Consider the following 20,513-nt stretch of genomic DNA (forward strand, 5'->3'; position numbering starts at 1 on the left):
AGGAGGTTTGCGCAACGGAGGCGTCAAGAGCCGCTTCCCGCCTCATACTTGTTCTTCCAAACGGGGAACGGTGTTGGGCGGGGGGATCCCATGCGCCGTAACAGTCGGGGCGCACGACGTCTGAATCAGGTGCTCGCGGTCGCGGGCGCCGCCATCGCGGCGGGCGCGCTCGCCGGGGTCAAGTTCGTCGAGGGCGGCTGGCAGTTCCTGGTGATCTGCCTGCTGGCCCTGGGGACCGGCCTCGGCGCCTATTCCGGGCGCGCCTTCCAGAAACAGGCCGGAGGGCTGCCGCCGCAGGTGCTGATCAGTCATCCGCACGGTGACGAACCGTGGGCGCACTGGCTGGCCTGGCGGTTACGGCGCAGCGGGTATCTGACCTCCACCCGGCCGTGGGCGACCGCGGAGCACCCGGTGCCGCCGCCTCCCGAGGTGGCTCCCGACCATGAACTGATCATCGTCTCCCGGATGTTGGACGACGTGGGGCACCATCCGGGGCAGAGCCGGATCGCCCGGAGCCGCGGCAGATCGGCCCTCGTTCTGGTGACGGCGCACCACGACCCGCCGTTGACGCGCTGGGCCGGCTGCGAGGTGCTGACGCTGGCCGGGCGGGCCGCCGACGACGCGGCCGCCACCGTGGACGCCCGGCTGCACCAGGCGGGCGCGGTGCCGCTCCCCTCGTACACAGCCCCCCACATCGTCGGCGAGGTCGAACCGCGCTATCCGGCGCTGGGCCCGCTGATCAGCAACTTCGACCGGCGCGGTGCCTCCCACTTCACGGCCCGCCGCAGGGAACTGGCCCTGCTGCGCGAGGTCCTCGGCACGGTCAACGTCTCGCGCGACGCCCGGACCTGCGCGATCCACGGGCTCAGCGGGATCGGCAAGACCCGCCTGGCCCTGGAGTACGCCCGCAGGTACGAGGACCTCTTCGACGTCATCTGGCGGGTCGAGGCCGCGCACGCGCCCACCGCCCGCGCGAGCCTGCTCGATCTGGCGCACCGGCTCCACACGTCCCGTGACCAGCCCGCGGGCAGCGCGGCGCAGCACGACGACCGGGACCCCGAACAGACCCTCCAGGAACTGCTGTCGAACGAACTGCCCAGGACCCGGGCGCTGTTGATCTACGACGGCGCCGAGGACGACTCCGCCATCCGCCAGCTGCTGCCGGACGCCGGGGACGGCGGCCAGGTCCTGATCACCTCGGTCAACCCCGTGTGGCAGCGGAGCGCACCGCGCCACCGCATCGCCCTGGAGGCGTTCACCACCGAGGAGGCCGTGGCCTTCCTCAGCGACGCGAGCGGCATGGACGACGAGGCCGGACTGGCCAGGATCGTCGACCAGTTGGGCCGGCTGCCGCTCGCGCTGGAGTCCGCGGCCGCCTCGCTGCGCGACGATCCCGACATCGAGGGGTATCTGCGGGCCCTGGAGATCCGTTCGCAGCTGGTTCCGTCCGCCCGCCCGGAGACGAGCCGCAGCGGTGCCCCCGCCTGGATCCTCTCCTTCAAGCAGGCCGAGGAGAAGGACGAGGTCGTGGGCCTGCTCCTGCGGCTGTGCGCGTTCCTGGCACCGCAGGGCATCCCCGGCTACTTCTTCGAGGCCGACGGGGGCCGCACCGATCTGCTGCCGGAGCGGCTGCGCGCCGAGGTGGCGCACCCGGCGCGGGGCCGCCGGATCAGGGAGACCGCCAGGAACTCCTCGCTGCTGACCGGCGAGGCGAAGCTGGTGATGCACGCGCAGGTGCAGGCGGTGATCCGCAAGGAGATGTCCGTCGCCGAGCAGACCCAGCACGCGAAGGCCGCGGCGCATCTGCTCAACGGGTGGTTCCCGGAGGACCCGGACCGGGAGGGGACCTGGCCGCAGTGCGTCGAGCTGCTCCCGCACGCCCGGGCCGTGCTGGACCACTGCCGGGAGCTCGGTGTCGTCGACGTGAGCACCTCGACGCTGCTGCAGAGCATGGGCGAGTACTTCCGGGTGCAGAGCGACCGCATGGAGGCGGAGCGGCTCCTGACCGAGGCCCTGGAACAGCGCGTGCAGCTGGGGGGCCGCGACACCTCGCCGGTCGCCAACACCCTGGTGTCGCTCAGCCAGTTGAAGCTGCTCAGTGCCGAACTGCCCGAAGCCCGCACGTTCGCCGAGGAGGCCCTCGCGATCCGCTTCCGCATCGACGGCGAGGGCGACTCGCGCACGCTGGAGAGCCGGATGCAGCTCGGCCGCGTCCTGCGCGAACTCGGCGACTTCGAAGGGGCGTCCGAGGCCGCGGCCGAGACCCTGCTGCGCCTGCGGCGGCTGCACGAGCCGAACCCGCTGAGGATCGCCGCCGGTCTGATCGACCTGGGTCTCGTCCGCTGGCGCCAGGGCCGGCTCAACGCGTCGGTCGACCTGTACCGCGAGGCGCTACGGCTCCTGGAGCAGACCCCCGGAGGAAGCGAACCCGCGCGCCGCAACCCGACGGCGTTCGTCCACCAGTCGCTCGGGCTGGCCCTGCTGGACTCCCACGACCTGGAGGGAGCCGAACAGCACCTGCGGACCGCCCTCGACATCCTGGAACGCGCCGGGTACGCGGCCGGACACCCGGTCGTCCTCTCCTCGTCCGTGCATCTGGGCGAGACGCTCAGGCAGCAGGCGGCGAGGTTCCGCGGCCACCGCGACCGGCGCTCCACCAGCGCGCGTGAGCGCTCGTTCCCGGGGGAACGCGAGGCGGAGCGGCTGCTCGCGGAGGCGAAGCACATCTTCGACGAGGTGCTCTCCGCACCCCACATGAACGGCGACCGCGACCACCCCGACCGCGCCTGCGCCCTGGTCCGCTACTCGCACCTGCTGCACGAACTGGGCAACAGCGAGGCCGCGATGACGGAGGTCACGAACGCGATCGGGATCTACACCGGCAAGTACGGCGCCCAGCATCCCTACGTGGCCGAGGCCCGGTACCGCAGGGCCCTGATCCTCAAGGGCTCCGGCGGCCAGCCCCAGCGCTGGCAGGACGACCTGACGACGGCACGCGAGATCTACGGCCGTATCCACCCCGCGGACCACCCGCTCATCGGGCAGATCGAGGAGGAACTGCGGGACGCGCCCTGAGCGGGCGGGTCCGGCGCTACTTCACACAGCCGAGAGGTCACCCCGCGTCGGCGAAATAGATCACCAGCGTCTGTTCCGGCTGTTCAGCCAGGTGGAAGGCTGTGTAGGTGTAGGTGACCGGGGTGGTGCGGCCGGGCGGTCGCAGGCGTTTGCGGCCGCTGTGGCGGGCCTGCACCTCGTACCGGGGCCACCAGGAACGGGCCTCCGGGCTGTGTTCGTGGAGTTCGTCGACGATGCGGGTGTAGCGCGGGTCGGTGGGGTGCCGGCCGGCCAGCGCGCGGAGGCGGGCCAGCAGACCCCGCGCCTCGGGTTCCCAGTCGGCCAGGACGTCCCGGGCCAGGGGTTCGAGGAACACCCAGCGCAGGAAGTTCGGGGGGCGGTCCGTCGGCGCGGTGAGGTTCGGGAACAGGTCGGCGGCGGGCTGGTTGTGGGTGAGCACGTCGTAGTTGCCGTCGATGATGTACGCCGGGTGCGGCCGCAGCAGGAGGGGGACCGACGCCACCTCGGTGGTGAGCGGCTCGAAGGGGTCGGGGTCGGTCGGCGGGGTGTGGTGACCGGCCAGGTGGAGCAGGTGGTCGCGCTCGTGCCCGTTCAGACGCAGTACCGAGGCCAGGGACTCCAGTACCTGCTCGGAGGCGCGGATCTCCCGGCCCTGTTCCAGGTACGTGTACCAGGTCGCGCTGATCCCGGCGAGCAGGGCGAGTTCCTCCCGCCGCAGACCCGGCGTGCGGCGGCGGCCGGTCTGCGGGAGGCCCACCTCGTCCGGCGTGACTCGTTCCCGGCGGCTGCGCAGGAACGCGCCCAGTTCCTGGCGCCGGTCCAGCTGCTCGACCAACGGTCGTGAATGGTTCGGCATCGTGTGTGGCAGTCCTGATTCCAGAATAAACACGGTCTGGATACCAGGCTAAACGCGTTCCAGACTGAGGCCAAGAGATCGAGCGAGCAACAGAGATCAGGAGGTCCACCATGTCCGGAATCGACCGCATCGACGGCATCGACGGCAAGGTCGTGGCGATCACCGGTGCCGGCAGCGGAATCGGCGAGGCGACCGCGCTGCTGCTGGCCGGCCGGGGTGCGCGGGTGGTGCTGGGCGGCCGCCGGGAGGAGCGGCTGGCGGAGGTGGCGGCCCGGATCGAGAAGGCGGGCGGTGTCGCCGTACCGATCCGTACCGACGTGACCCGGCGGGACGATCTGCACGCCCTGGTCGCGCTGGCCCGTGAGCGGTTCGGGCGGCTCGACGTGCTGTTCGGCAACGCGGGCGTCGGACCGATCTCGCCCCTCGACGATCTGCGGGTCGACGAGTGGGACGAGATGGTCGACGTCAACGTGAAGGGCCTGCTGCACGGGATCGCCGCCGCGCTGCCGGTCTTCCGGGCTCAGGGCTACGGCCACTTCGTCACCACCGCGTCGACGGCCGGGCTCCGCGTCGCACCGAACATGGCCGTCTACGCCGGCACCAAGTTCGCCGTCCGGGCCATCTGCGAGGGGCTGCGCCAGGAAGCGGGCGAGTCCCTGCGGGTGACCACCGTCTCGCCCGGTGTGATCTCCACCGACTTCGCCGAGGCCTCGACGAACACTCAGGTCAGGGAGCAGATCACGGACATGCGGGACCGCCTGGCGATCCCGCCCGACGCGATCGCCCGTGCCGTCGCCTTCGCCATCGAGCAGCCGGCCTCCGTCGACGTGAACGAGATCGTCGTACGGCCCACCGCGCAGGCCTGACCCCCACGCCCGGCAGCGCACGGCCCTCAGTACCGCACAGCACTCTGCGCCAGCGGCGGATACACCGCGCTCGGCACGCCGTCCACCGTCGCCCCCGCGTACTTGAGCATGTCGCCGACCTGCCGGTTGAGGTCGTGGGGGAAGTTGAGGGTGGGCGCGGACACCTCGTCCAGCGTCGCCGTCTGGGCCGGGGTGAGGTCGAGGTCCAGGGCCGCGAGGTTGGCTTCCAAGTGGGCCAGGGTGCGCGGGCCGATGAGGGTCGAGGTGATGCCGGGACGGGACTGGACCCAGGACAGCGCTACGGCGGCGGAGGTCGCCCCCGTCTCCTCCGCGACCTCGGCGACCGCGTCGATCACCGTGAACTGGGCGGGAGTTGGGGCACCGAGGACCGCGGAACGCCTGGTGTCGGCGGGAGTTGACTGCTCGCGCGTGTATTTCCCGGACAGATAGCCGCTCTTGAGGGGGCTCCAGGGCAGCACGCCCATCCCCGCGTCCTGGGCCAGCGGGATCAACTCGCCCTCGATGGTGCGTTCCAGGAGGGAGTACTCCAACTGCAGTGCGGTGACCGGGGTCCAGTCCCGCAACAGGGCGGTGGTGTGCGCCTTGGCCGTGAACCAGGCCGGGGTGTCCGAGAAGCCGACGTACCGGATCTTGCCCGCCGTCACCAGGTCGTCCAGCGTCCGCAGGGTCTCCTCGACCGGGGTCGAACGGTCGTGGTTGTGCAGCCAGTACAGGTCGATGTAGTCGGTGCGGAGGCGGCGCAGCGAGTCCTCCAGCTGGCCGATGACCGCCTTGCGGCTCGCGCCGCCGCCGTTCGGGTCGCCGAGGTGGAGGTTGCCGTAGAACTTGGTGGCCAGGACGAGGCGGTCGCGCAGGGCGGGGCGGGCGGCGAGGAAGTCGCCGAGGATCGCCTCCGAGTGGCCGTTCGTGTAGAAGTTCGCGGTGTCGACGAAGTTGCCGCCGCGGTCGAGGTAGGTCTGGAGGATCTTCTCCGACTCCTCGACGCCGCTGCCGAAGCCGCCGTCCTCGCCGAAGTTCATCGCCCCGAGGCAGAAGGGGCTGACCTTGAGTCCGGAACGGCCGAGACCGACGTACGAGTCGAGTGCCATGGAATGCTCCTGAGGGGAGGTGGGTGGACTACCGACTCCTCAAGGACACCATCGTGACCTGGGGAATCGTTAGGGCGATCCCACCGCTCGCTTGCACGATCCTGTCGATCTGCCGCGCAGGCCGACGGTTGCGGGCGGTCCCTGCCGGTGCTTGGATCGGGGCGTGCACCCACCCGCGCTTCTGACGGAACTGCGCGCCCTGATCGACCGGCACGCGTCCCGCACGCCCCTCGCCGTCGACGGACTAATGCTGACCAGGGCCGAGGAGCCGGAGGCGCCGAGCGCGAGCGTCGCGCGTCCCGTCCTGGCGATCGTGGCGCAGGGCTCGAAGCGGCTCACCCTGGGCGACCGCGTCCACGACTACGGCGCCGGCCAGTACCTCGTCGTCTCGGTCGACCTCCCGGTCGCCGGCCACTACACCCAGGCCGGCCCCGAAGTGCCCTTCCTCGCCTGCGGGTTGGCCCTCGAACCCGCGAAGATCGCCTCCCTGCTGCTCGACACGGGAGCCGCCCCGCTCCCCCGCGGGACGACCACCCCGCACGGTCTCGCCGTGTGCGACGCACCCGCCGAACTCCTCGACGCGGCGGTGCGGTTGCTGCGGCTGTGCGACCGTCCCGACGACGCGCGCGTCCTCGGCCCGCTGATCGAGAAGGAGATCCTTTGGCGGCTGATCACCGGTGAACAGGGCGCCCTCGTACGGCAGATCGGCCTCGCCGACAGTCAACTCACCCATATCGGCAGGGCCATTCACTGGATCCGCGACCACCACACGGAGACCCTGCGCATCGACGACCTGGCCCGCCTCGCCGGCATGAGCGCCTCCCCCTTCCACCGCCACTTCCGCGCGGTGACCGCCCTGACCCCGATCCAGTACCAGAAGCGCATCCGCCTCCAGGAGGCCCGGTTGCTGCTGATGAGCAGCGCGGGGGACGTCTCCGACGTCGGTTTCGCGGTCGGCTACGACAGCGCCTCCCAGTTCAGCCGCGAATACCGCCGCGCGTTCGGGAGACCACCGGGGCAGGACGCGGTACGGCTGCGCGGCGAGGCGGCGAACAGCGTTGCCCGGAAGGGGAGTTGAGCACGGCCGGGTTGGTCAGCCTCCGCTGCCGTACGGTCGTGTCAGGATCTCCAGGACGTGGCCGTTCGGGTCGTCGAAATAGACCCCGCGGCCGCCGTCGTTCGTGTTGATCTCGCCCTCGCGGCGGTGTGCCGGGTCCGCCCAGTACGTGAGACCCGCCTCCCTGATCCGGCCGAAGATCGCGTCGAAGTCGTCCTCCGAGACCAGGAACGCGTAGTGCTGCGGGGTGATCTCGGCGAAGCCCGAACCGGGCTGGTCCATGTAGTCGAGGGTCACCCCGTTCGGGATCGCGACCGGGATGAACGGGCCGTACTGCGGGCTCACTCGGAGCCCGAGCAGGTCGGCGAGGAATCGGGCCGACGTGTGTTTGTCGTGCGCGGCGACGATGGTGTGGTTCAGCTGAACGGTCATCGTGTGGGCCTCCTCATGCCCAAGCTACTCCGACGGCAAGTTAAGGTAAGCCTTACCTGGCCTGATTTGATCGGAGAGACAGTGACAGTGCGTGCGTTCAAGAGGAAGGCTGTCACGGCGATGGTCGCCGTGTCCGCCGTCGGGGGGTTGCTGGCCGGGTGTTCGTCGTCCTCCGCCGACAACGATGCCGAGAAGTCCGGCGAGGGCTCGCAGAACAAGGTGATCGGCGCCTCGGAGGGGCCGGACGCCGCGCCCAGCACCCTCGCGACCGGGATGGGCTCGGACAACGACACCGACGGCACCTTCCCTCGTACCGTCACGCACTTCGAGGGCAGGACGACGATCAAGTCGAAGCCGACGAAGATCGCTGTGCTGAGCACGGGACAGCTCGACGACCTGCTCTCCCTCGGTACGGTCCCGACGGCCACCACCCGCGCGGACAACGCCGGCCTCGTCCCCGACTACCTCGCGGACGCCTTCCCGGCCGACAAGTCGAAGCTCGCCGCGATGACCGACGCGGGCACGCGCCAGGCGCCCAACCTGGAGACCCTCGCCGCCGCCAAGCCCGACCTGATCCTCGCCAACGACTCGCTCGGCGACCTCTACCCGAAGCTGTCGAAGATCGCGCCGACCGTCATCACGGCGGGCAACGGCATCAACTGGAAGCGCGACCTCCTCCTCGTCGGCGACGCGATCGGCAAGGGCCAGCAGGCGCAGAAGCTGCTCGACGGGATCGTCGAGGACGCGGGCGAGAAGGGCGAGGCGCTGTCGAAGACCTCCGTGTCGATGCTGCGCTTCACACCCGGCAGGACCCGGATGTTCGGTGTCTCCTCCTTCACCGGTTCCATCGCCGTCGACATGGGCCTCGACCGGCCCAAGTCCCAGCAGTTCAAGGCGATTTCGGAGGACATCGGCGCCGAGAGCATCGACAAGGCGGACGGTGACTGGATCTTCTACTCCGTGCAGGGCGACGCCTCCAAGACGGATGCCGCGAGCGTGCTCGCCGGGCCCCTGTGGAAGTCGATGTCGGCGGTCAAGGCGGGCCACGCCGTGAAGGTCGACGACGACCCCTGGTACCTCAACGCGGGCCCGACCGCCGCGCGCCTGGTCGTCCTCCAACTCGCCGAGGACATCAGCAAGTAGAGAGACAGAGCGACGAGCAACGGAACAGCACAGTGAGCGTCAAACGTCTCGCCTGGCCGGCGGCCACCCTCGCGGTGGCCGCCGCCGTGCTGCTCAGCCTCGCGGTCGGCACCCGCCCGATCCCTCCGTCCGAAGTGCTCAACGCCCTTTTTCACGGCGGGAGTTCACCGGACGCCTTGGTCGTACGGTCGCTGCGGCTGCCCCGCACCGAGATCGGCCTGACGGCGGGCGCGGCGCTCGGCGTGGCAGGCGCCGCGCTCCAGGCCGTCACCCGCAACCCGCTCGCCGACCCCGGCATCCTCGGCCTCAGCCAGGGCGCGGCGGCGGGCGTCGTCCTCGCCATCGCGACGGGCCTCGCCAGCGGTTTCACCGGCTACGTCTGGTACGCCTTCGCGGGCGCCGTCCTCGCCGCCTGTCTCGTCTACGGCATCGCCGCGCGCGGCCGGGGCGGGGCCTCACCGGTCAAACTCGCCCTCGCCGGTACGGCGTTGTCGGCGATGACGGCGGGCGGTACGACCGTCGTCCTGACCTCCAGCTCGGCCACGCTGGACCAGTTCCGGTTCTGGCAGGTCGGCTCGCTGAGCGGCCGGGACGCCGACACGGTCGTGGAGATGCTGCCGTTCCTGGTGGCCGGGGCGCTGCTGGTGCTCGCCTGTGCGCGCGGGCTGGACGCGCTGGCCCTCGGGGACGAGACGGCGCGGGCGTTGGGGCATCGGGTGGGGGTCGTGCGGGTGTGTGCGGCGCTCGGGGCGACCCTGCTGGTGGCGTCGGCGGTGGCGGCCGCCGGCCCGATCGCGTTCGTCGGACTCGCGGTCCCGCACCTCGCCCGCCGCCTCACCTCCGGCGGCCACCGCACTCTGCTTCCGCTGTCCGCCCTGCTCGGCGCCGCGCTGCTGGTCGGGGCGGATGTGGCGGGGCGGGTCGTGCGCTCCCCCGCCGAGGTGCCGGCCGGGGTGATGACGGCGTTGGTGGGGGTGCCGGTGCTGGTGGTACTGGTACGGCGGAAGGCGACGGCCGTATGAGCGCGACTGGGGTCACCGTCCTCCGCCCCCACCCCTCCATCTCCCTGCTCCTGCACCGCCGTTCGGCCGCCGTGGCCGCAACTCTCGTCCTCGTGCTGGCCGTTGCGATGACCGCCGCCGCCTGCTGCGGGCAGACCTATATCCCGCCCGCCGAGGTATGGCACACGCTCCGTACCGACTCCGGCCAATACGACCTCGTCGTCAACGAGTTGCGGGTCCCCCGGATCGTGCTGGGCGCGCTGGTCGGGGTCGCCCTGGGCCTCTCCGGAGCGCTCGTGCAGACCGTCACCCGGAATCCGCTCGCCAGTCCGGACGTGATCGGGGTCGGGCACGGCGCCGCAGCCGCGACCGTACTCGCCCTCTCCGCCGGAGTCGTGAACTCACCCAGCGCCATGCCGGCCATCTCCGTCCTGGGCGGACTCGCGGCCGCCGCGCTCGTCTACGTACTGGCATGGCGGCACGGGATGCAGCCAAGTCGGTTCGTGCTGACGGGAGTCGGGATCGGCGTCGCGCTGTCGGCCGTAGTCCAGCTGTACCTCTCGGACAGCGAGCTGCAGGCCGCCGAGACGGTCAAGCTGTGGCTGACCGGTTCCCTGAACGGGCGGGGCTGGGAGCAGGCGGCGCCCCTGGCCGTAGTACTGCTCCTGTGTCTGCCCGCGTTGGTGTGGGCGAGCCGGGCCGTGCGGCCGCTCGGGCTCGACGCCGATACCGCCGCCTCGCTGGGCGTACGGGTGGACCGGACGCGGCTCGCGGTGACCGTGCTCGGGGTGGTGCTGGCGGCGACGGCGACGGGGGCGGCGGGGCCGATCGGGTTCGTCGCGCTGACCGCGCCCCAGCTGGCCCGACGGCTCACCCGTACGCCTCAACTGCCGTTGGTGTGCTCGGCGTTGACGGGCGCAGTGATTCTCGTTGCCGCCGACCTCGCTGCCCGCACGGTGCTGCCCCCACTGGAGGTGCCGGTGGGGGCGCTCACCTCGTTGGTCGGGGGGCCGTATCTGCTGTGGCTGCTGGGGCGGAACAGAGTGGCGGGCTGAGGTTCGTCGGCGGCTGCGGGCCGGTGGGGGCTGGTCGCGCAGTTCCCCGCGCCCCTAAAAGCGTGGCGGCTGCCGGTGCGTCGTAGTTGCCCGCGCCCCTGGGTGGGGAGACGCCGGGCGCTTTTTAGGGGCGCGGGGAACTGCGCGAGCAACCACGACGGTGCCGCAGCCACCAAACCAACCGAAGAACCCCGGACCAGCTTCAGGGGCGCGAGGAACTGCGCCACCAACCACGACGCCGCCGCAGCCACCAAACCAACCGAAGAACCCCGAACCAGCTTCAGGGGCGCCGGCGCCGCAGCCAACAAACCAGGCAGAGAACCCCGGAGCAGTTTCAGGGGCGCGGGGAACTGCGCGACCAGCCCCCACCGGGCCGTACTCGGCAGCGCGCCGGGCCCCGGAGCAGTGCGGCTCCGGGGCCCGGTGTGAAACGGCGGACGTCAGATCGTCGCCGTGTCGATCACGAACCGGTACCGGACGTCACTCGCCAACACCCGCTCGTACGCCTCGTTGATCTGCTCCGCGGAGATCAGCTCGATCTCGGCACCGAAACCGTGCTCCGCGCAGAAGTCCAGCATCTCCTGGGTCTCCCGGATACCGCCGATACCGGACCCGGCGAGGGTCTTGCGGCCGCCGATCACGGAGAAGAGGTTGAGGGAGACGGGCTCCTCGGGGGCGCCGACGTTCACCAGCGCACCGTCCGTCTTCAGCAGCGAGAGATACGCGCCGAGGTCCAGCGGCGCCGACACCGTGGAGATGATCAGGTCAAGGCTGCCGCGCAGTTCCTCGAAGGTCTTCGGGTCGCTCGTCGCGTAGTAGTGGTCGGCACCCAGCTTCAGGCCGTCCTCCTGCTTGCGCAGCGACTGCGAGAGGACGGTGACCTCCGCGCCGAGCGCGTGCGCGATCTTGACGCCCATGTGGCCGAGCCCGCCCATGCCGACGATCGCGACCTTCTTGCCGGGACCCGCGTTCCAGTGCTTCAGCGGCGAGTACAGGGTGATGCCGGCGCAGAGCAGCGGCGCGGCCTCGTCGAGGGCGATGCCCTCGGGGATGCCGAGGACGAAGTTCTCGTCGACGACGACCTTCTCGGAGTAGCCGCCGTAAGTGGGCTCGCCGTCCTTGTCGAGGGCGTTGTACGTGCCGACGTTGCCACCGGTGCAGTACTGCTCCAGGCCCGCCTTGCAGTTGTCGCACTCGCGGCAGGAGTCGACCATGCAGCCGACGCCGACGCGGTCGCCGACCTGGAACTTGGTGACGCCGGGTCCTACCTCGGAGACGATGCCGGCGATCTCGTGGCCCGGGACCATCGGGAAGATGGCCTTGCCCCAGCCCTCCTGCGCCTGGTGGATGTCCGAGTGGCAGATACCGGCGAACTTGATGTCGATCAGGACGTCGAACTCACGGACGGCCCGGCGCTCGATGGTGGTGCGCTCCAGGGGAGCCTTGGCGGCGGGGGCGGCGTACGCAGCGACTGTGGTCATGCCGGAACACTCCTAGGGGGGATGCGCGCCCGGCCGCCTTCTGACCGGGCACGATGCCAAGCCTGCCCGAAAGTCCCGGGGCTACCCAGGCCACGCTTCTGCGTACGTCCGCTGTGCGTACCACCAGCGAGGTCAGGCTCCCGGTCGTACGACCGGGAATACTGGACCGTATGGACGAACACCCCGAATCCGCTCCCGGCCCCGCCGACGCCGGTCCGCCGCTGGACCGGCGGGCCGAGCTGAGCGAGTTCCTGCGCACCCGGCGGGCCCGGCTGAAGCCGGAGGACGTCGGGCTGCCGGACTTCGGGCGGCACCGCAGGGTCCCCGGGCTGCGCCGCGAGGAGCTGGCACAGCTGGCCGGGGTGTCGGTGGCGTACTACACCCGCCTGGAGCAGGGCAACGGCCGGAACGTGTCGGCGGAGGTCCTCGAAGCGATCGCCCGCGCCCTGCGCCTGTCGGACGCCGAGTCCTCGCACCTCACCCACCTCGCGAAGCCGAAGCAGCACAAGAAGAAGACGTCGGCCCCCACCCAGCACGTGCGGACGCCGCTACGGCAGCTGCTCGACACGATCGACACGATCCCGGCGTACATCACGGGCCGCCGCACGGACATCCTGGTGTGGAACCGGATGGCCGCGGCCGTCTTCGGCGACTGGTCCGAGCTGCCGCCGCAGGAGCGGAACTGGGCGCGGCTGGTGTTCCTGCGGCCCGAGTACCGGGACCTGTTCGTGGAGTGGGAGCAGAAGGCGACGGACATCGTCAGCATGCTGCGGATGGACGCCGGCTTCTGCCCGGACGACCCGCGGCTGTCCGCGCTGGTCGGCGAACTCTCCGTGAAGAGCGAGGAGTTCAGGCGCCTGTGGGCCACGCACGACGTCAAGGAGAAGACCTACGGCGTCAAGCGCCTCCACCACCCCCTGGTCGGCGACCTCACCCTCCACTTCGAGGGCTTCCACCTCAGCGACGGCTCCGACCAGGCCCTGATCACCTACCACGCGGAGCCCGGCTCACCATCGGCCGACGCCCTGCGCCTGCTGGCGAGTTGGGGCACGGACGCGACCCGCGCGGGCACCTCGGCCCAGCGCCCCGACCTCACTCCGTGACCCCGAGGTCCGCCCGCATCAGCCGCCGCATCGCGGCCAGCCGCGGCTCGGCCTCCTTGAGATCCAGCAGGGCCTCTTCAGCGCTCTCGCCGTCCCGGGCGAGCCCACGGTCCAGCCGCTTCACGACGGCGTCGACCCCGGCGAGCACCTGGTTCACCGAGCGGGACGCGTCCAGGATCCGCTCGGGCACGACCATCTGCGCCTCGGCGTAACGGTCCCGGTAGTCCCGCCGCGCCTCCTCCAGCTGGTCGCGCTCCAGCTCGGTGTAGACCCCGTCACGGATACGGTGCAGGGCGTCCTTGAGCAGCGTGTGGAACTGCCGCGAGGCCCGGTTCATGGCCGTGTAGGCGTCCCGCCGCTCCTCGAACCTCCGCCTGCGCTCGGCGAGTTGGGCCTCCTCGGTGCGCTGCCGGGCGGTGAGGCGCTGGCTGAGGACGGGGGCGAAGAGGGTGCCGAGCACGCCGACGACGGCGGTGATCATGGCGGTGACGGCGGCGGTCATGGGGCCAGGAAAACACGGACGGCCCGCCGGAAGGTGAACTTCCGGCGGGCCGTCCGCCACTCAACTCACCACATTCCGCGGCTCACTTGCCGTAGTACGCGTTGTAGATCGAGATCGTCGACTTGTTCCCCTTCTTGTCGGCGATCTTCGCGTGGAACGAAATGGCCTTGCCCTTGGCCGGGTTGGTGACGGTGATCTTGCCGTGGACGACGTTGACCTTCTTCCAGGTCTGGCCGTAGTCGTACGACACCCACACGCCCAGGGACTTGAGGTTGCGGCCGGCTGCCGCGCCCTCGACGGTGACCGGGAAGGTCGCCTTCTTGCCGGCCGCGACACGGCTGTCCAGGCCGGTGACCGCGTTGAACCGGGCGGTGGAGACCGGGAGTTGGGCGACGGTGTTCCCGGACGGCTTCTTCGAGGAGAACGTCCAGCTCGCGTCGATCCGGGTGGAGGCGGCGGCGACCTTGACGCTGCGGATCACCGAAGTGGTCAGCTTGTACGAGGCGTTGGCGGCCGGGACCTTGAACGTCTCCCCGCCGAGCAGGGGGTCCTTGTTGGAGCCCACCTTGGTGCCGTTGCGGTACAGCGTCGTGTTGACCGAGGTGAACAGCGACGAACCCGCGTTCTTCTGGGCGTCGGCGAACAGCGGCAGCACGCCGGCGATCTCGTTGCCGTAGCGGAACACACCGTAGTCGGCGTCGATGTGCGGGCCGAACACCGCGGTGTTGAAGGTCCGGGTGTAGCTCTGGCCGCCCTTGAAGGTCTGCAGGCCGTTCGAGACGTAGAAGGCCTCCGAGATCGGGAAGCCGTCCGCGTCGACTCCGGCGTCCTGTTCGAAGTCCAGCTCCCACTGCGCCCCGTTGATCGTGGAGACGTGCAGGACGCGGGTGCCGGGCAGCGGCTGCGCGCGGGTGGTGGCGGAGGCGCCGCCACCACTGTCGGGCAGGTAGCCGAAGGCCATGAGCAGGCCGGTCTTGCCGCTCGCCGCGGCGCCCATCCGGGTCTTCACCGTGGCGAGTTCACCCGCCTTGTAGTGCTTGGTGAAGCCGGTGGCGAGCTGCTTGACGTTGCCGCCGGTCGTGGTGTCGTACTGCTCGTCGGTGCCCTTGAGGAAGTGCGCGTCCCACTGCTCGGAGAGCGAACCGTCGGTGATCCGCGGACCGAGGTGCGCGGAGCGGAAGCCGGCGTACGTCTCCAGGAACCAGCCGAAGGAGGCGCCGCCGTCCGCCGTCGTGACCAGGTAACCCGGGAACGCGAAGGCCGACTTGGCGCCGGTGTCCGGCACTGTGATGTCGACCGGCTTGGCCGTGCGGGCGTCGATCGTGACCGAGGTGTTCTTGGCGATGTCCAGCTTGGGCTGGGCGATCCAGTCGGCGCCCTTGGTGGTGTCCTCCGGGTCCACGAAGATCCCGGTGTCGAGGACGTAACCGCCCTTGGGGACACGGACCTTGACGGTGCCCGAGGCGTCGTAGGGAGTGAAGTAGCCGCCGGCGCCGAGGCCGGACAGGCCCGCCACCGTGGCCGTGTAGTACTTCGCGGGAGTGCCGTCACGGTTGATGAACTTCAACGTGAGGTCGTACGACTGCACTTCGCGCACCACGGCCGCGGCCGTCCGCACGCTCTGCCCGCCGCCCGTCGCCGTCACGTACGCGGAGTACGCGCCGTCGAGCGTGCCGCCGAGCTTGGTGTTGACCGTGAGGCCGACCGAGGACGTGCCGCCCGCCGGGACGGTGACCGAGGTCTTGGCCAGCTTGAAGAAGCCCGAAGGAGCCGCCTGGCCCTTGGGGTTGGTGGCTGCCACCGTGAGCTTGAGGGTGACGGCGGTGGTGCCGAGGTTGCGGTAGGTGACCTGCTTGGTGACCGGGGTGTCGTCGGTGTGCGGCCACTGCTGGATGCCGAAGCTCTCCGACACCGGGTCGGCGATGACGTTCTGCTTGATGGCCTTGTCTACGGCGATCCGGCCCGAACCCTGCTCGAACGGCGTGTAGTTGCCGCCCTTCGCGGACCCGGTGAGCGCGCCCTTCAGCTCGGCGTAGCCCCAACTCGGGTGCTCCTGCTTGAGGATGGCGGCCGCACCGGCGACATGCGGGGTCGCCATCGACGTACCCGAGATGGTCAGGTAGCCGGGCGGGTTCTCGCCGACCTCCTGGTCGATGACGCTGCCCGGGGCCGCGGCGGCGGTGATGTCGACACCCGGCGCGGTGACGTCCGGCTTGATGGCGCCGTCGCCGACGCGCGGGCCGGTGGAGGAGAAGTCGGCGAGCTTGTCGTTGCCGTCGACCGCGCCGACCGTGATGGCCGCGTCCGCGCTGCCGGGCGAACCGATCGACTGGGGGCCGTCGTTGCCCGCGGCGATCGCGAACAGGATGCCCTTCTCGGCGGAGAGCTTGTTGACCTCCGCCTCCAACGGGTCGATGCCCGGGGTGTCCTGGCCGCCGAGGCTCAAGTTGACGATGTCGGCGCCCTGTTGGGCCGCCCACTCCATGCCGGCGAGGATGCCGGAGTCGTCACCGGAGCCGTTGTCGTCCAGGACCTTGCCGTTGAGGATCTTCGCGTCGGGCGCGACACCCTTGTACTTGCCGTGCGACTTGGCGCCGGTGCCCGCCGCGATGGACGCGACATGCGTGCCGTGCCCGAAGTGGTCGTTCGCGTCGGCGGCGGTGGAGAAGTTCTTGGACTCGATGACCTGGGTCTTCAGGTCCGGGTGGTCGGCGTCGACTCCCGTGTCCAGTACGGCGATCTTGACGCCCTTGCCGGTGTAGCCGGCCGCCCACGCCTTCGGGGCGCCGATCTGCGGCACGGACTTGTCGAGGCTGGCCCTGCGGACGCCGTCGAGCCAGACGTGCGCGATACCGGCGGCCGACTTGTCGCCGTTGGTGACGGCCTTCCACAGCTCCGGGGCGTCCTGCTGCGGGGTCTGCACGGCGTCGGCGTTCAGCGTCTTCAGGGACTGGCGCAGCCTGCCCGCGTCCCGGACGTCGGCCTTGGTCGCGGTGGCCGCGCCCTGGTAGCCGACGATGACCTTCAGGCCGGCCTTCTGGGAGGCGCGCTCCGCCGACTTGTTGAGCTCGGTGACGTCGAAGAGCCGCTGGTCGAGCTTGCCGGACGCGATCAGCTGGGCCGCGTCGACGGGTATGACGAGCGTGTGCCCGTCGAGCTTGCGGACCTGAACGGGTATGTGTTCACGGCCCTTCGCCGGCTGCAGACCGGCGACCCGGCCCTTCGCGTCGACGGTGACGCGGTCGCCGGTGATCAGGGTGATGCGGTGGTCGCCCTTGAGCCGGGCCTGTGCGGCACCGGTCGGTACGGCACCGGTCTGTGCGGCGGTGAGTTGGGCGGCACCGGTCGCGCGCTGTTCGGGTTTCGCCGACGCCGGGGTGGTCATTCCGGCGGCGAGGGCGACTGCGGCGGACGCGGCGACGGTGGCCGCGCACGCTCTCTTCACGTGTCTGCGCAAGGCTCCCCCTGGAGCTGAGGTACCGGGCGAATTCCCCGTTCACCCGACCGGGGGAAAGCCCGCACACCTGTACGCGACACCCCCCGGAATACGCAGTATGCCGAGGGGTGATCACGCGCTCAAGAGATGAGAGGAGGGTAAGAAAGCGCAGCCGTGAACTGTTACGCCGTCGCCCGCACTCCGTTACGCAGTCGACGGGTGAAGCCCGCGCAAACTCCGCTAAGGGCTCCGCCGGAAACCCTGAACTTCCTTGCGCCGCAACCGAGTTACTTCGACGCGGCGTTCTCCTTCACCGTGATCTTGCCCTTGCGGATGGTGGCGAGACGCGGCGCCTTCTTCGCGATGGCGGAGTCGTGGGTGACCATGATGAAGGTCAGCCCGTGCTCCTTCCACATGCGCTCCAGTACGTCCATGATCTCGTCGCGCATCGACTCGTCGAGGTTGCCGGTCGGTTCGTCCGCGAGGAGCACCTTGGGCTGCTTGACGAGTGCGCGGGCGATGGCTACGCGCTGCTGCTGTCCTCCGGACATCTCGCCGGGGAGGTGGCCCAGGCGCTCGCCGAGGCCGACCGACTTCAGGGCCTCGGCTGCCCGTTCGCGGCGCTCCTTCGCCTTGGTGCCGAGGGGTACGAGGGCGGTCTCTACGTTCTCCTGGGCGGTGAGCGTCGGGATCAGGTTGAAGGACTGGAACACGAAGCCGATGTTCTCGCTGCGGACCTTCGTGAGCTTGGCCTCGGAGAGTTTCGCCAAGTCGGTGCCGTCCAGGATGATTTCGCCTGCGGTGGGGCGGTCGAGGGCGCCGATCATTTGGAGGAGGGTGGACTTGCCGCCGCCGGTGGGGCCCTGGATGACCAGGCGGTCGCCGTCGCCGATCGTGAGGTCGATGCCGTCGAGGGCGTGGACGGTTTCCTTGCCTCGTGAGTAGAGCTTGGTGACGCCTCTTAGTTCGTACATCGTGCAACTCCTGGGGAGGTAAAAGGGGTTGGGCGCCGTCAGTCGTCTGCGGGCGCGTCGTGGCTGGTCGCGCCCACGCGGCGGAGCCGCAAATTGACACAGCCCCGCGCCCCTTAAAAGCGCGCTACGGGGCCGCAGTTGACTTCGCCAGGTCTGCTACTCGACCCTGCGCAGGGCATCCGCGGGACGGAGTCGCGACGCTCGCCAGCCGCCGAAGGCTCCCGCGATCAGGCCGCCCGCCACCGCGAGGCCTACCGCGAGGGCGATGGTGGTGGCGTTGACCGGGGCGGTGAGGGCTACGTCGAGGGTCTTGGCCGCGGCCTGGCGGCCGCCGCCGAAGCCGCCGCCGCCACCGGGGCCGCCGCCAGCGCGGCCGGCACCACCGGTGCTGCCCAGGGAGGCCGACAGGGTCGGGCTGATCGCGGTCACGACGTACGCGCCCGCCAGGCCGAGCGCGATACCGAGGACACCGCCGACCAGACCGTTGACGACGGCCTCGCCGACCACCTGCCGGGTCACCCGGCCGGACTTCCAGCCGAGCGCCTTCAGCGTGCCGAACTCCCGCACCCGGCGCGAGACCGCGGAGGAGGTGAGCAGTCCGGCGACCAGGAACGCGGCGATCAGGACCGCGATCGACAGCCACTTGCCGACGCTGGTGGCGAGGGAGGAGGCGGTGGACAGCGAACCGGAGACCGTGTCGGCCAGGTCGGCGGACGTGGTGACCGTCGTACCGGAGACATTGCTCGTGATGGTCTTCTTGACGGCCGAGATCTGCTTGGAGTCGGTCGCCTTGACGTAGATCGTGGTGACCTTGTTCTTGTCACCGCTCAGGGTCTGCGCCTGCGTGAGCGGGACGTACAGGTTGGCCGCCGCGTCACCGCTCGTCGCGGTGGCGATGCCGATGACCTTGTACTTGACGCTCTTGATCGTGACCGTCGAACCGACCTTGAGCTTCTTCTCCTTGGCGTACGCCGAGTCGGCGACGACGACCTTGGAGTTGGCCTCGGCGGTGGTGAACGTACGGCCGCTGGTGATCTTCGAGGAGGTCAGCGGGCCGAGCGCGGGCTTGGTGACGTCCGTGCCGTAGACCGAGTACGAGTTGATGTTGAAGTTGGCGCCGCCACCGGTGACTTCGCCCTGCGGCGCGCCGGTGCCGCCGCCGCGGTTGCCGCCGCCCCCGGTGCCGCTCCCCTGGTTCTGCTGGAACTGGCCGCGGGTGAACTGCCCGTCGACCTTGACGACGTTGAGGCTCAGCCCGCCGACCGCGTCGGAGACGCCCTTCTGCCCCGCCACCTTGGTGACGGTGCTGGAGGCCAGCGTGGTGAAGCCCTGGACCATGACGCGGTCGCTGCTCTGCGTCTTGCTGTCGCCGTTGTTGTTGGCGTCGAACTGGAACCGCGGCTGCTGCGAACCGCTGGCGGTCGGCGTGGCCGCCTTGGTGACGGTCATGTCCGTACCGAGTCCGTACAGCGACTGGAGGACCTTGTCCTGTGCCTTCCCCATGCCGGAGGACACGGAGTTGACCACGATGACCAGCGCAATGCCCAGTGCGAGGCCGGAGGCGACGACGAGGGCCGCTTTTCTGCGGCGGCGCAACTCGCGCCTCAGGTAGGTGAAGAACATGGCCCGCAAGCTAGGTACGGCGCGTGATGATGCCATAAGGCCGACATAAGAGAACGATGAGAAGGCTGTCCGTGGCCAAAGAATGAGCCCGCGCAGGGCTGTCAATGGGGTTGCGCTCTATACCGCTTTACGACGTTTACGGCGCCGACCTCGGCCTGTCGCGGGTGTCCGCGTTGCCGTACGCGATGTGCTGGTGTGATGATTTCGCCCATGTCCGATCGCGGGGGAAACGACATGGGGAGCGGCAGCGAGGCGGGGGCATACGGCGGTATCCGGTGGATCTACGCGTTTTCCAACGAGTCGGCGTTGGTGAGGTTCGCGATCGCGATGGGTGAAGGCGGGCGCGAGTGGCCGTATCAACGGCTGCGGGGAGCACGCCTGTTGGACGCCGCGGTACCGGCTGTGGGTGTGCCGTGCGGAGTGCCCCTGGATGTGGGCACCGAAGGCGAAGGGCTGCTCCATCGACTTCACGTACGACGAGGTGGGCCGCGAACTGACCCGCCAGGTGGGCGAGATGCTCACGCTGGACCACACTTTCGATGCCCTGGGCCGCCTGACGACCCAGTCGGTCGTCGGAGCGACGGGCACTTCACTCCAGCACCGCGCCAAGTCGCGTGCGGAAGTGGAACTCGGAGGCCGTGTGGATCTGCCTGGACTCCACAGCCTGATGCCGGGGCGGACCCGGCGACTGTCAGTCTCCGGAGGGAAGGGGCTCCGCTGCCGTGCGAGCGGGTTCGGGTGTGTGCGGCGTCGGGTGGGCGGTGCTGGCGGGGGCCAGGGGCACCGGAGCGCGTTCGCCG

The 20,513-nt window shown here is 70.2% G+C and carries 16 protein-coding genes; 8 read left to right on the top strand and 8 right to left on the bottom strand.

What is annotated here, in order from left to right; translation table 11 throughout:
* The first annotated feature begins 90 nt into the window (after positions 1 to 90).
* Complete coding sequence (gene fxsT / locus OO69_RS36825) at positions 91 to 3,075, top strand: FxSxx-COOH system tetratricopeptide repeat protein (RefSeq protein WP_234444628.1); 2,985 nt, start codon at positions 91 to 93, stop codon at positions 3,073 to 3,075.
* A 37-nt stretch (positions 3,076 to 3,112) separates the two neighbouring features.
* Here fxsT and OO69_RS36830 read toward each other — a convergent pair whose 3' ends face one another.
* Positions 3,113 to 3,931 (bottom strand): helix-turn-helix transcriptional regulator, encoded by an 819-nt coding sequence (locus OO69_RS36830; RefSeq protein ID WP_033285256.1) that lies wholly within the window; start codon positions 3,929 to 3,931, stop codon positions 3,113 to 3,115.
* Positions 3,932 to 4,059: 128 nt separating this feature from the next.
* Between OO69_RS36830 and OO69_RS36835 the strand changes: the two genes are divergently transcribed.
* Positions 4,060 to 4,797 carry an SDR family oxidoreductase gene (locus OO69_RS36835; RefSeq protein WP_033285284.1) on the top strand — a complete coding sequence of 246 codons (738 nt, stop codon included), beginning with the start codon at positions 4,060 to 4,062 and terminating at the stop codon, positions 4,795 to 4,797.
* 26 nt (positions 4,798 to 4,823) lie between these two features.
* Here OO69_RS36835 and OO69_RS36840 read toward each other — a convergent pair whose 3' ends face one another.
* Positions 4,824 to 5,906, bottom strand: a complete 1,083-nt coding sequence (locus OO69_RS36840; RefSeq protein WP_033285257.1) for an aldo/keto reductase — start codon at positions 5,904 to 5,906, stop codon at positions 4,824 to 4,826.
* A gap of 163 nt (positions 5,907 to 6,069) precedes the next feature.
* On the opposite strand from OO69_RS36840, the gene OO69_RS36845 reads away from it, so the two are divergent.
* Positions 6,070 to 6,984, top strand: coding sequence for an AraC family transcriptional regulator (locus tag OO69_RS36845; protein WP_051801475.1), 915 nt, complete (start codon positions 6,070 to 6,072; stop codon positions 6,982 to 6,984).
* A gap of 15 nt (positions 6,985 to 6,999) precedes the next feature.
* Here the strand turns inward: OO69_RS36845 and OO69_RS36850 are convergent, their stop codons facing one another.
* Complete coding sequence (locus OO69_RS36850) at positions 7,000 to 7,395, bottom strand: VOC family protein (RefSeq protein ID WP_033285258.1); 396 nt, start codon at positions 7,393 to 7,395, stop codon at positions 7,000 to 7,002.
* 120 nt (positions 7,396 to 7,515) lie between these two features.
* Here OO69_RS36850 and OO69_RS36855 point away from each other — a divergent pair, with 120 nt between their 5' ends.
* From OO69_RS36855 to OO69_RS36865, 3 genes are read left to right on the top strand one after another with little or no spacing between them, the layout of a single operon-like run.
* Positions 7,516 to 8,538 (top strand): iron-siderophore ABC transporter substrate-binding protein, encoded by a 1,023-nt coding sequence (locus tag OO69_RS36855; RefSeq protein WP_051801478.1) that lies wholly within the window; start codon positions 7,516 to 7,518, stop codon positions 8,536 to 8,538.
* Between the two features lie 32 nt (positions 8,539 to 8,570).
* A complete protein-coding gene (locus OO69_RS36860; protein ID WP_033285259.1) occupies positions 8,571 to 9,560 on the top strand; it encodes a FecCD family ABC transporter permease in 990 nt (329 codons plus the stop codon).
* Positions 9,557 to 10,594 (top strand): FecCD family ABC transporter permease, encoded by a 1,038-nt coding sequence (locus OO69_RS36865; protein WP_033285260.1) that lies wholly within the window; start codon positions 9,557 to 9,559, stop codon positions 10,592 to 10,594. The genes OO69_RS36860 and OO69_RS36865 overlap by 4 nt, the downstream gene beginning before the upstream one ends.
* Before the next feature lie 440 nt (positions 10,595 to 11,034).
* Here OO69_RS36865 and OO69_RS36870 read toward each other — a convergent pair whose 3' ends face one another.
* Positions 11,035 to 12,075, bottom strand: a complete 1,041-nt coding sequence (locus tag OO69_RS36870) for an NAD(P)-dependent alcohol dehydrogenase (RefSeq protein ID WP_033285261.1) — start codon at positions 12,073 to 12,075, stop codon at positions 11,035 to 11,037.
* Between the two features lie 170 nt (positions 12,076 to 12,245).
* On the opposite strand from OO69_RS36870, the gene OO69_RS36875 reads away from it, so the two are divergent.
* A complete protein-coding gene (locus OO69_RS36875; RefSeq protein WP_033285262.1) occupies positions 12,246 to 13,178 on the top strand; it encodes a helix-turn-helix domain-containing protein in 933 nt (310 codons plus the stop codon).
* Here OO69_RS36875 and OO69_RS36880 read toward each other — a convergent pair.
* From OO69_RS36880 to OO69_RS36895, 4 genes are all read right to left on the bottom strand, one after another.
* On the bottom strand, positions 13,168 to 13,680 hold the full coding sequence (locus tag OO69_RS36880) for a hypothetical protein (protein ID WP_033285263.1): 513 nt from the start codon (positions 13,678 to 13,680) through the stop codon (positions 13,168 to 13,170). The genes OO69_RS36875 and OO69_RS36880 overlap by 11 nt on opposite strands.
* Before the next feature lie 82 nt (positions 13,681 to 13,762).
* Positions 13,763 to 17,125, bottom strand: coding sequence for a S8 family peptidase (locus OO69_RS36885; RefSeq protein ID WP_033285264.1), 3,363 nt, complete (start codon positions 17,123 to 17,125; stop codon positions 13,763 to 13,765).
* Positions 17,126 to 17,403: 278 nt separating this feature from the next.
* Positions 17,404 to 18,090, bottom strand: coding sequence for an ABC transporter ATP-binding protein (locus OO69_RS36890; RefSeq protein ID WP_033285265.1), 687 nt, complete (start codon positions 18,088 to 18,090; stop codon positions 17,404 to 17,406).
* 156 nt (positions 18,091 to 18,246) lie between these two features.
* Positions 18,247 to 19,713 carry an ABC transporter permease gene (locus OO69_RS36895; RefSeq protein ID WP_033285266.1) on the bottom strand — a complete coding sequence of 489 codons (1,467 nt, stop codon included), beginning with the start codon at positions 19,711 to 19,713 and terminating at the stop codon, positions 18,247 to 18,249.
* 430 nt (positions 19,714 to 20,143) lie between these two features.
* Here OO69_RS36895 and OO69_RS53205 point away from each other — a divergent pair.
* Positions 20,144 to 20,513, top strand: a 370-nt coding sequence (locus OO69_RS53205; RefSeq protein ID WP_033285267.1) for a hypothetical protein, incomplete at its 3' end; no start/stop codon positions are given.

This window comes from Streptomyces sp. NRRL F-525 (assembly GCF_000716605.1).
Lineage (GTDB): Bacteria > Actinomycetota > Actinomycetes > Streptomycetales > Streptomycetaceae > Streptomyces.

Coding starts and splice junctions, on each gene's coding strand:
- OO69_RS36875 (WP_033285262.1), top strand. CDS start 12,246: ATGGACGAACACCCCGAATCCGCTCCCGGCCCCGCCGACGCCGGTCCG.
- OO69_RS36830 (WP_033285256.1), bottom strand. CDS start 3,931: ATGCCGAACCATTCACGACCGTTGGTCGAGCAGCTGGACCGGCGCCAG.
- OO69_RS36895 (WP_033285266.1), bottom strand. CDS start 19,713: ATGTTCTTCACCTACCTGAGGCGCGAGTTGCGCCGCCGCAGAAAAGCG.
- OO69_RS36855 (WP_051801478.1), top strand. CDS start 7,516: ATGGTCGCCGTGTCCGCCGTCGGGGGGTTGCTGGCCGGGTGTTCGTCG.
- OO69_RS36890 (WP_033285265.1), bottom strand. CDS start 18,090: ATGTACGAACTAAGAGGCGTCACCAAGCTCTACTCACGAGGCAAGGAA.
- OO69_RS36880 (WP_033285263.1), bottom strand. CDS start 13,680: ATGACCGCCGCCGTCACCGCCATGATCACCGCCGTCGTCGGCGTGCTC.
- OO69_RS36870 (WP_033285261.1), bottom strand. CDS start 12,075: ATGACCACAGTCGCTGCGTACGCCGCCCCCGCCGCCAAGGCTCCCCTG.
- OO69_RS36840 (WP_033285257.1), bottom strand. CDS start 5,906: ATGGCACTCGACTCGTACGTCGGTCTCGGCCGTTCCGGACTCAAGGTC.
- OO69_RS36865 (WP_033285260.1), top strand. CDS start 9,557: ATGAGCGCGACTGGGGTCACCGTCCTCCGCCCCCACCCCTCCATCTCC.
- OO69_RS36850 (WP_033285258.1), bottom strand. CDS start 7,395: ATGACCGTTCAGCTGAACCACACCATCGTCGCCGCGCACGACAAACAC.
- fxsT (WP_234444628.1), top strand. CDS start 91: ATGCGCCGTAACAGTCGGGGCGCACGACGTCTGAATCAGGTGCTCGCG.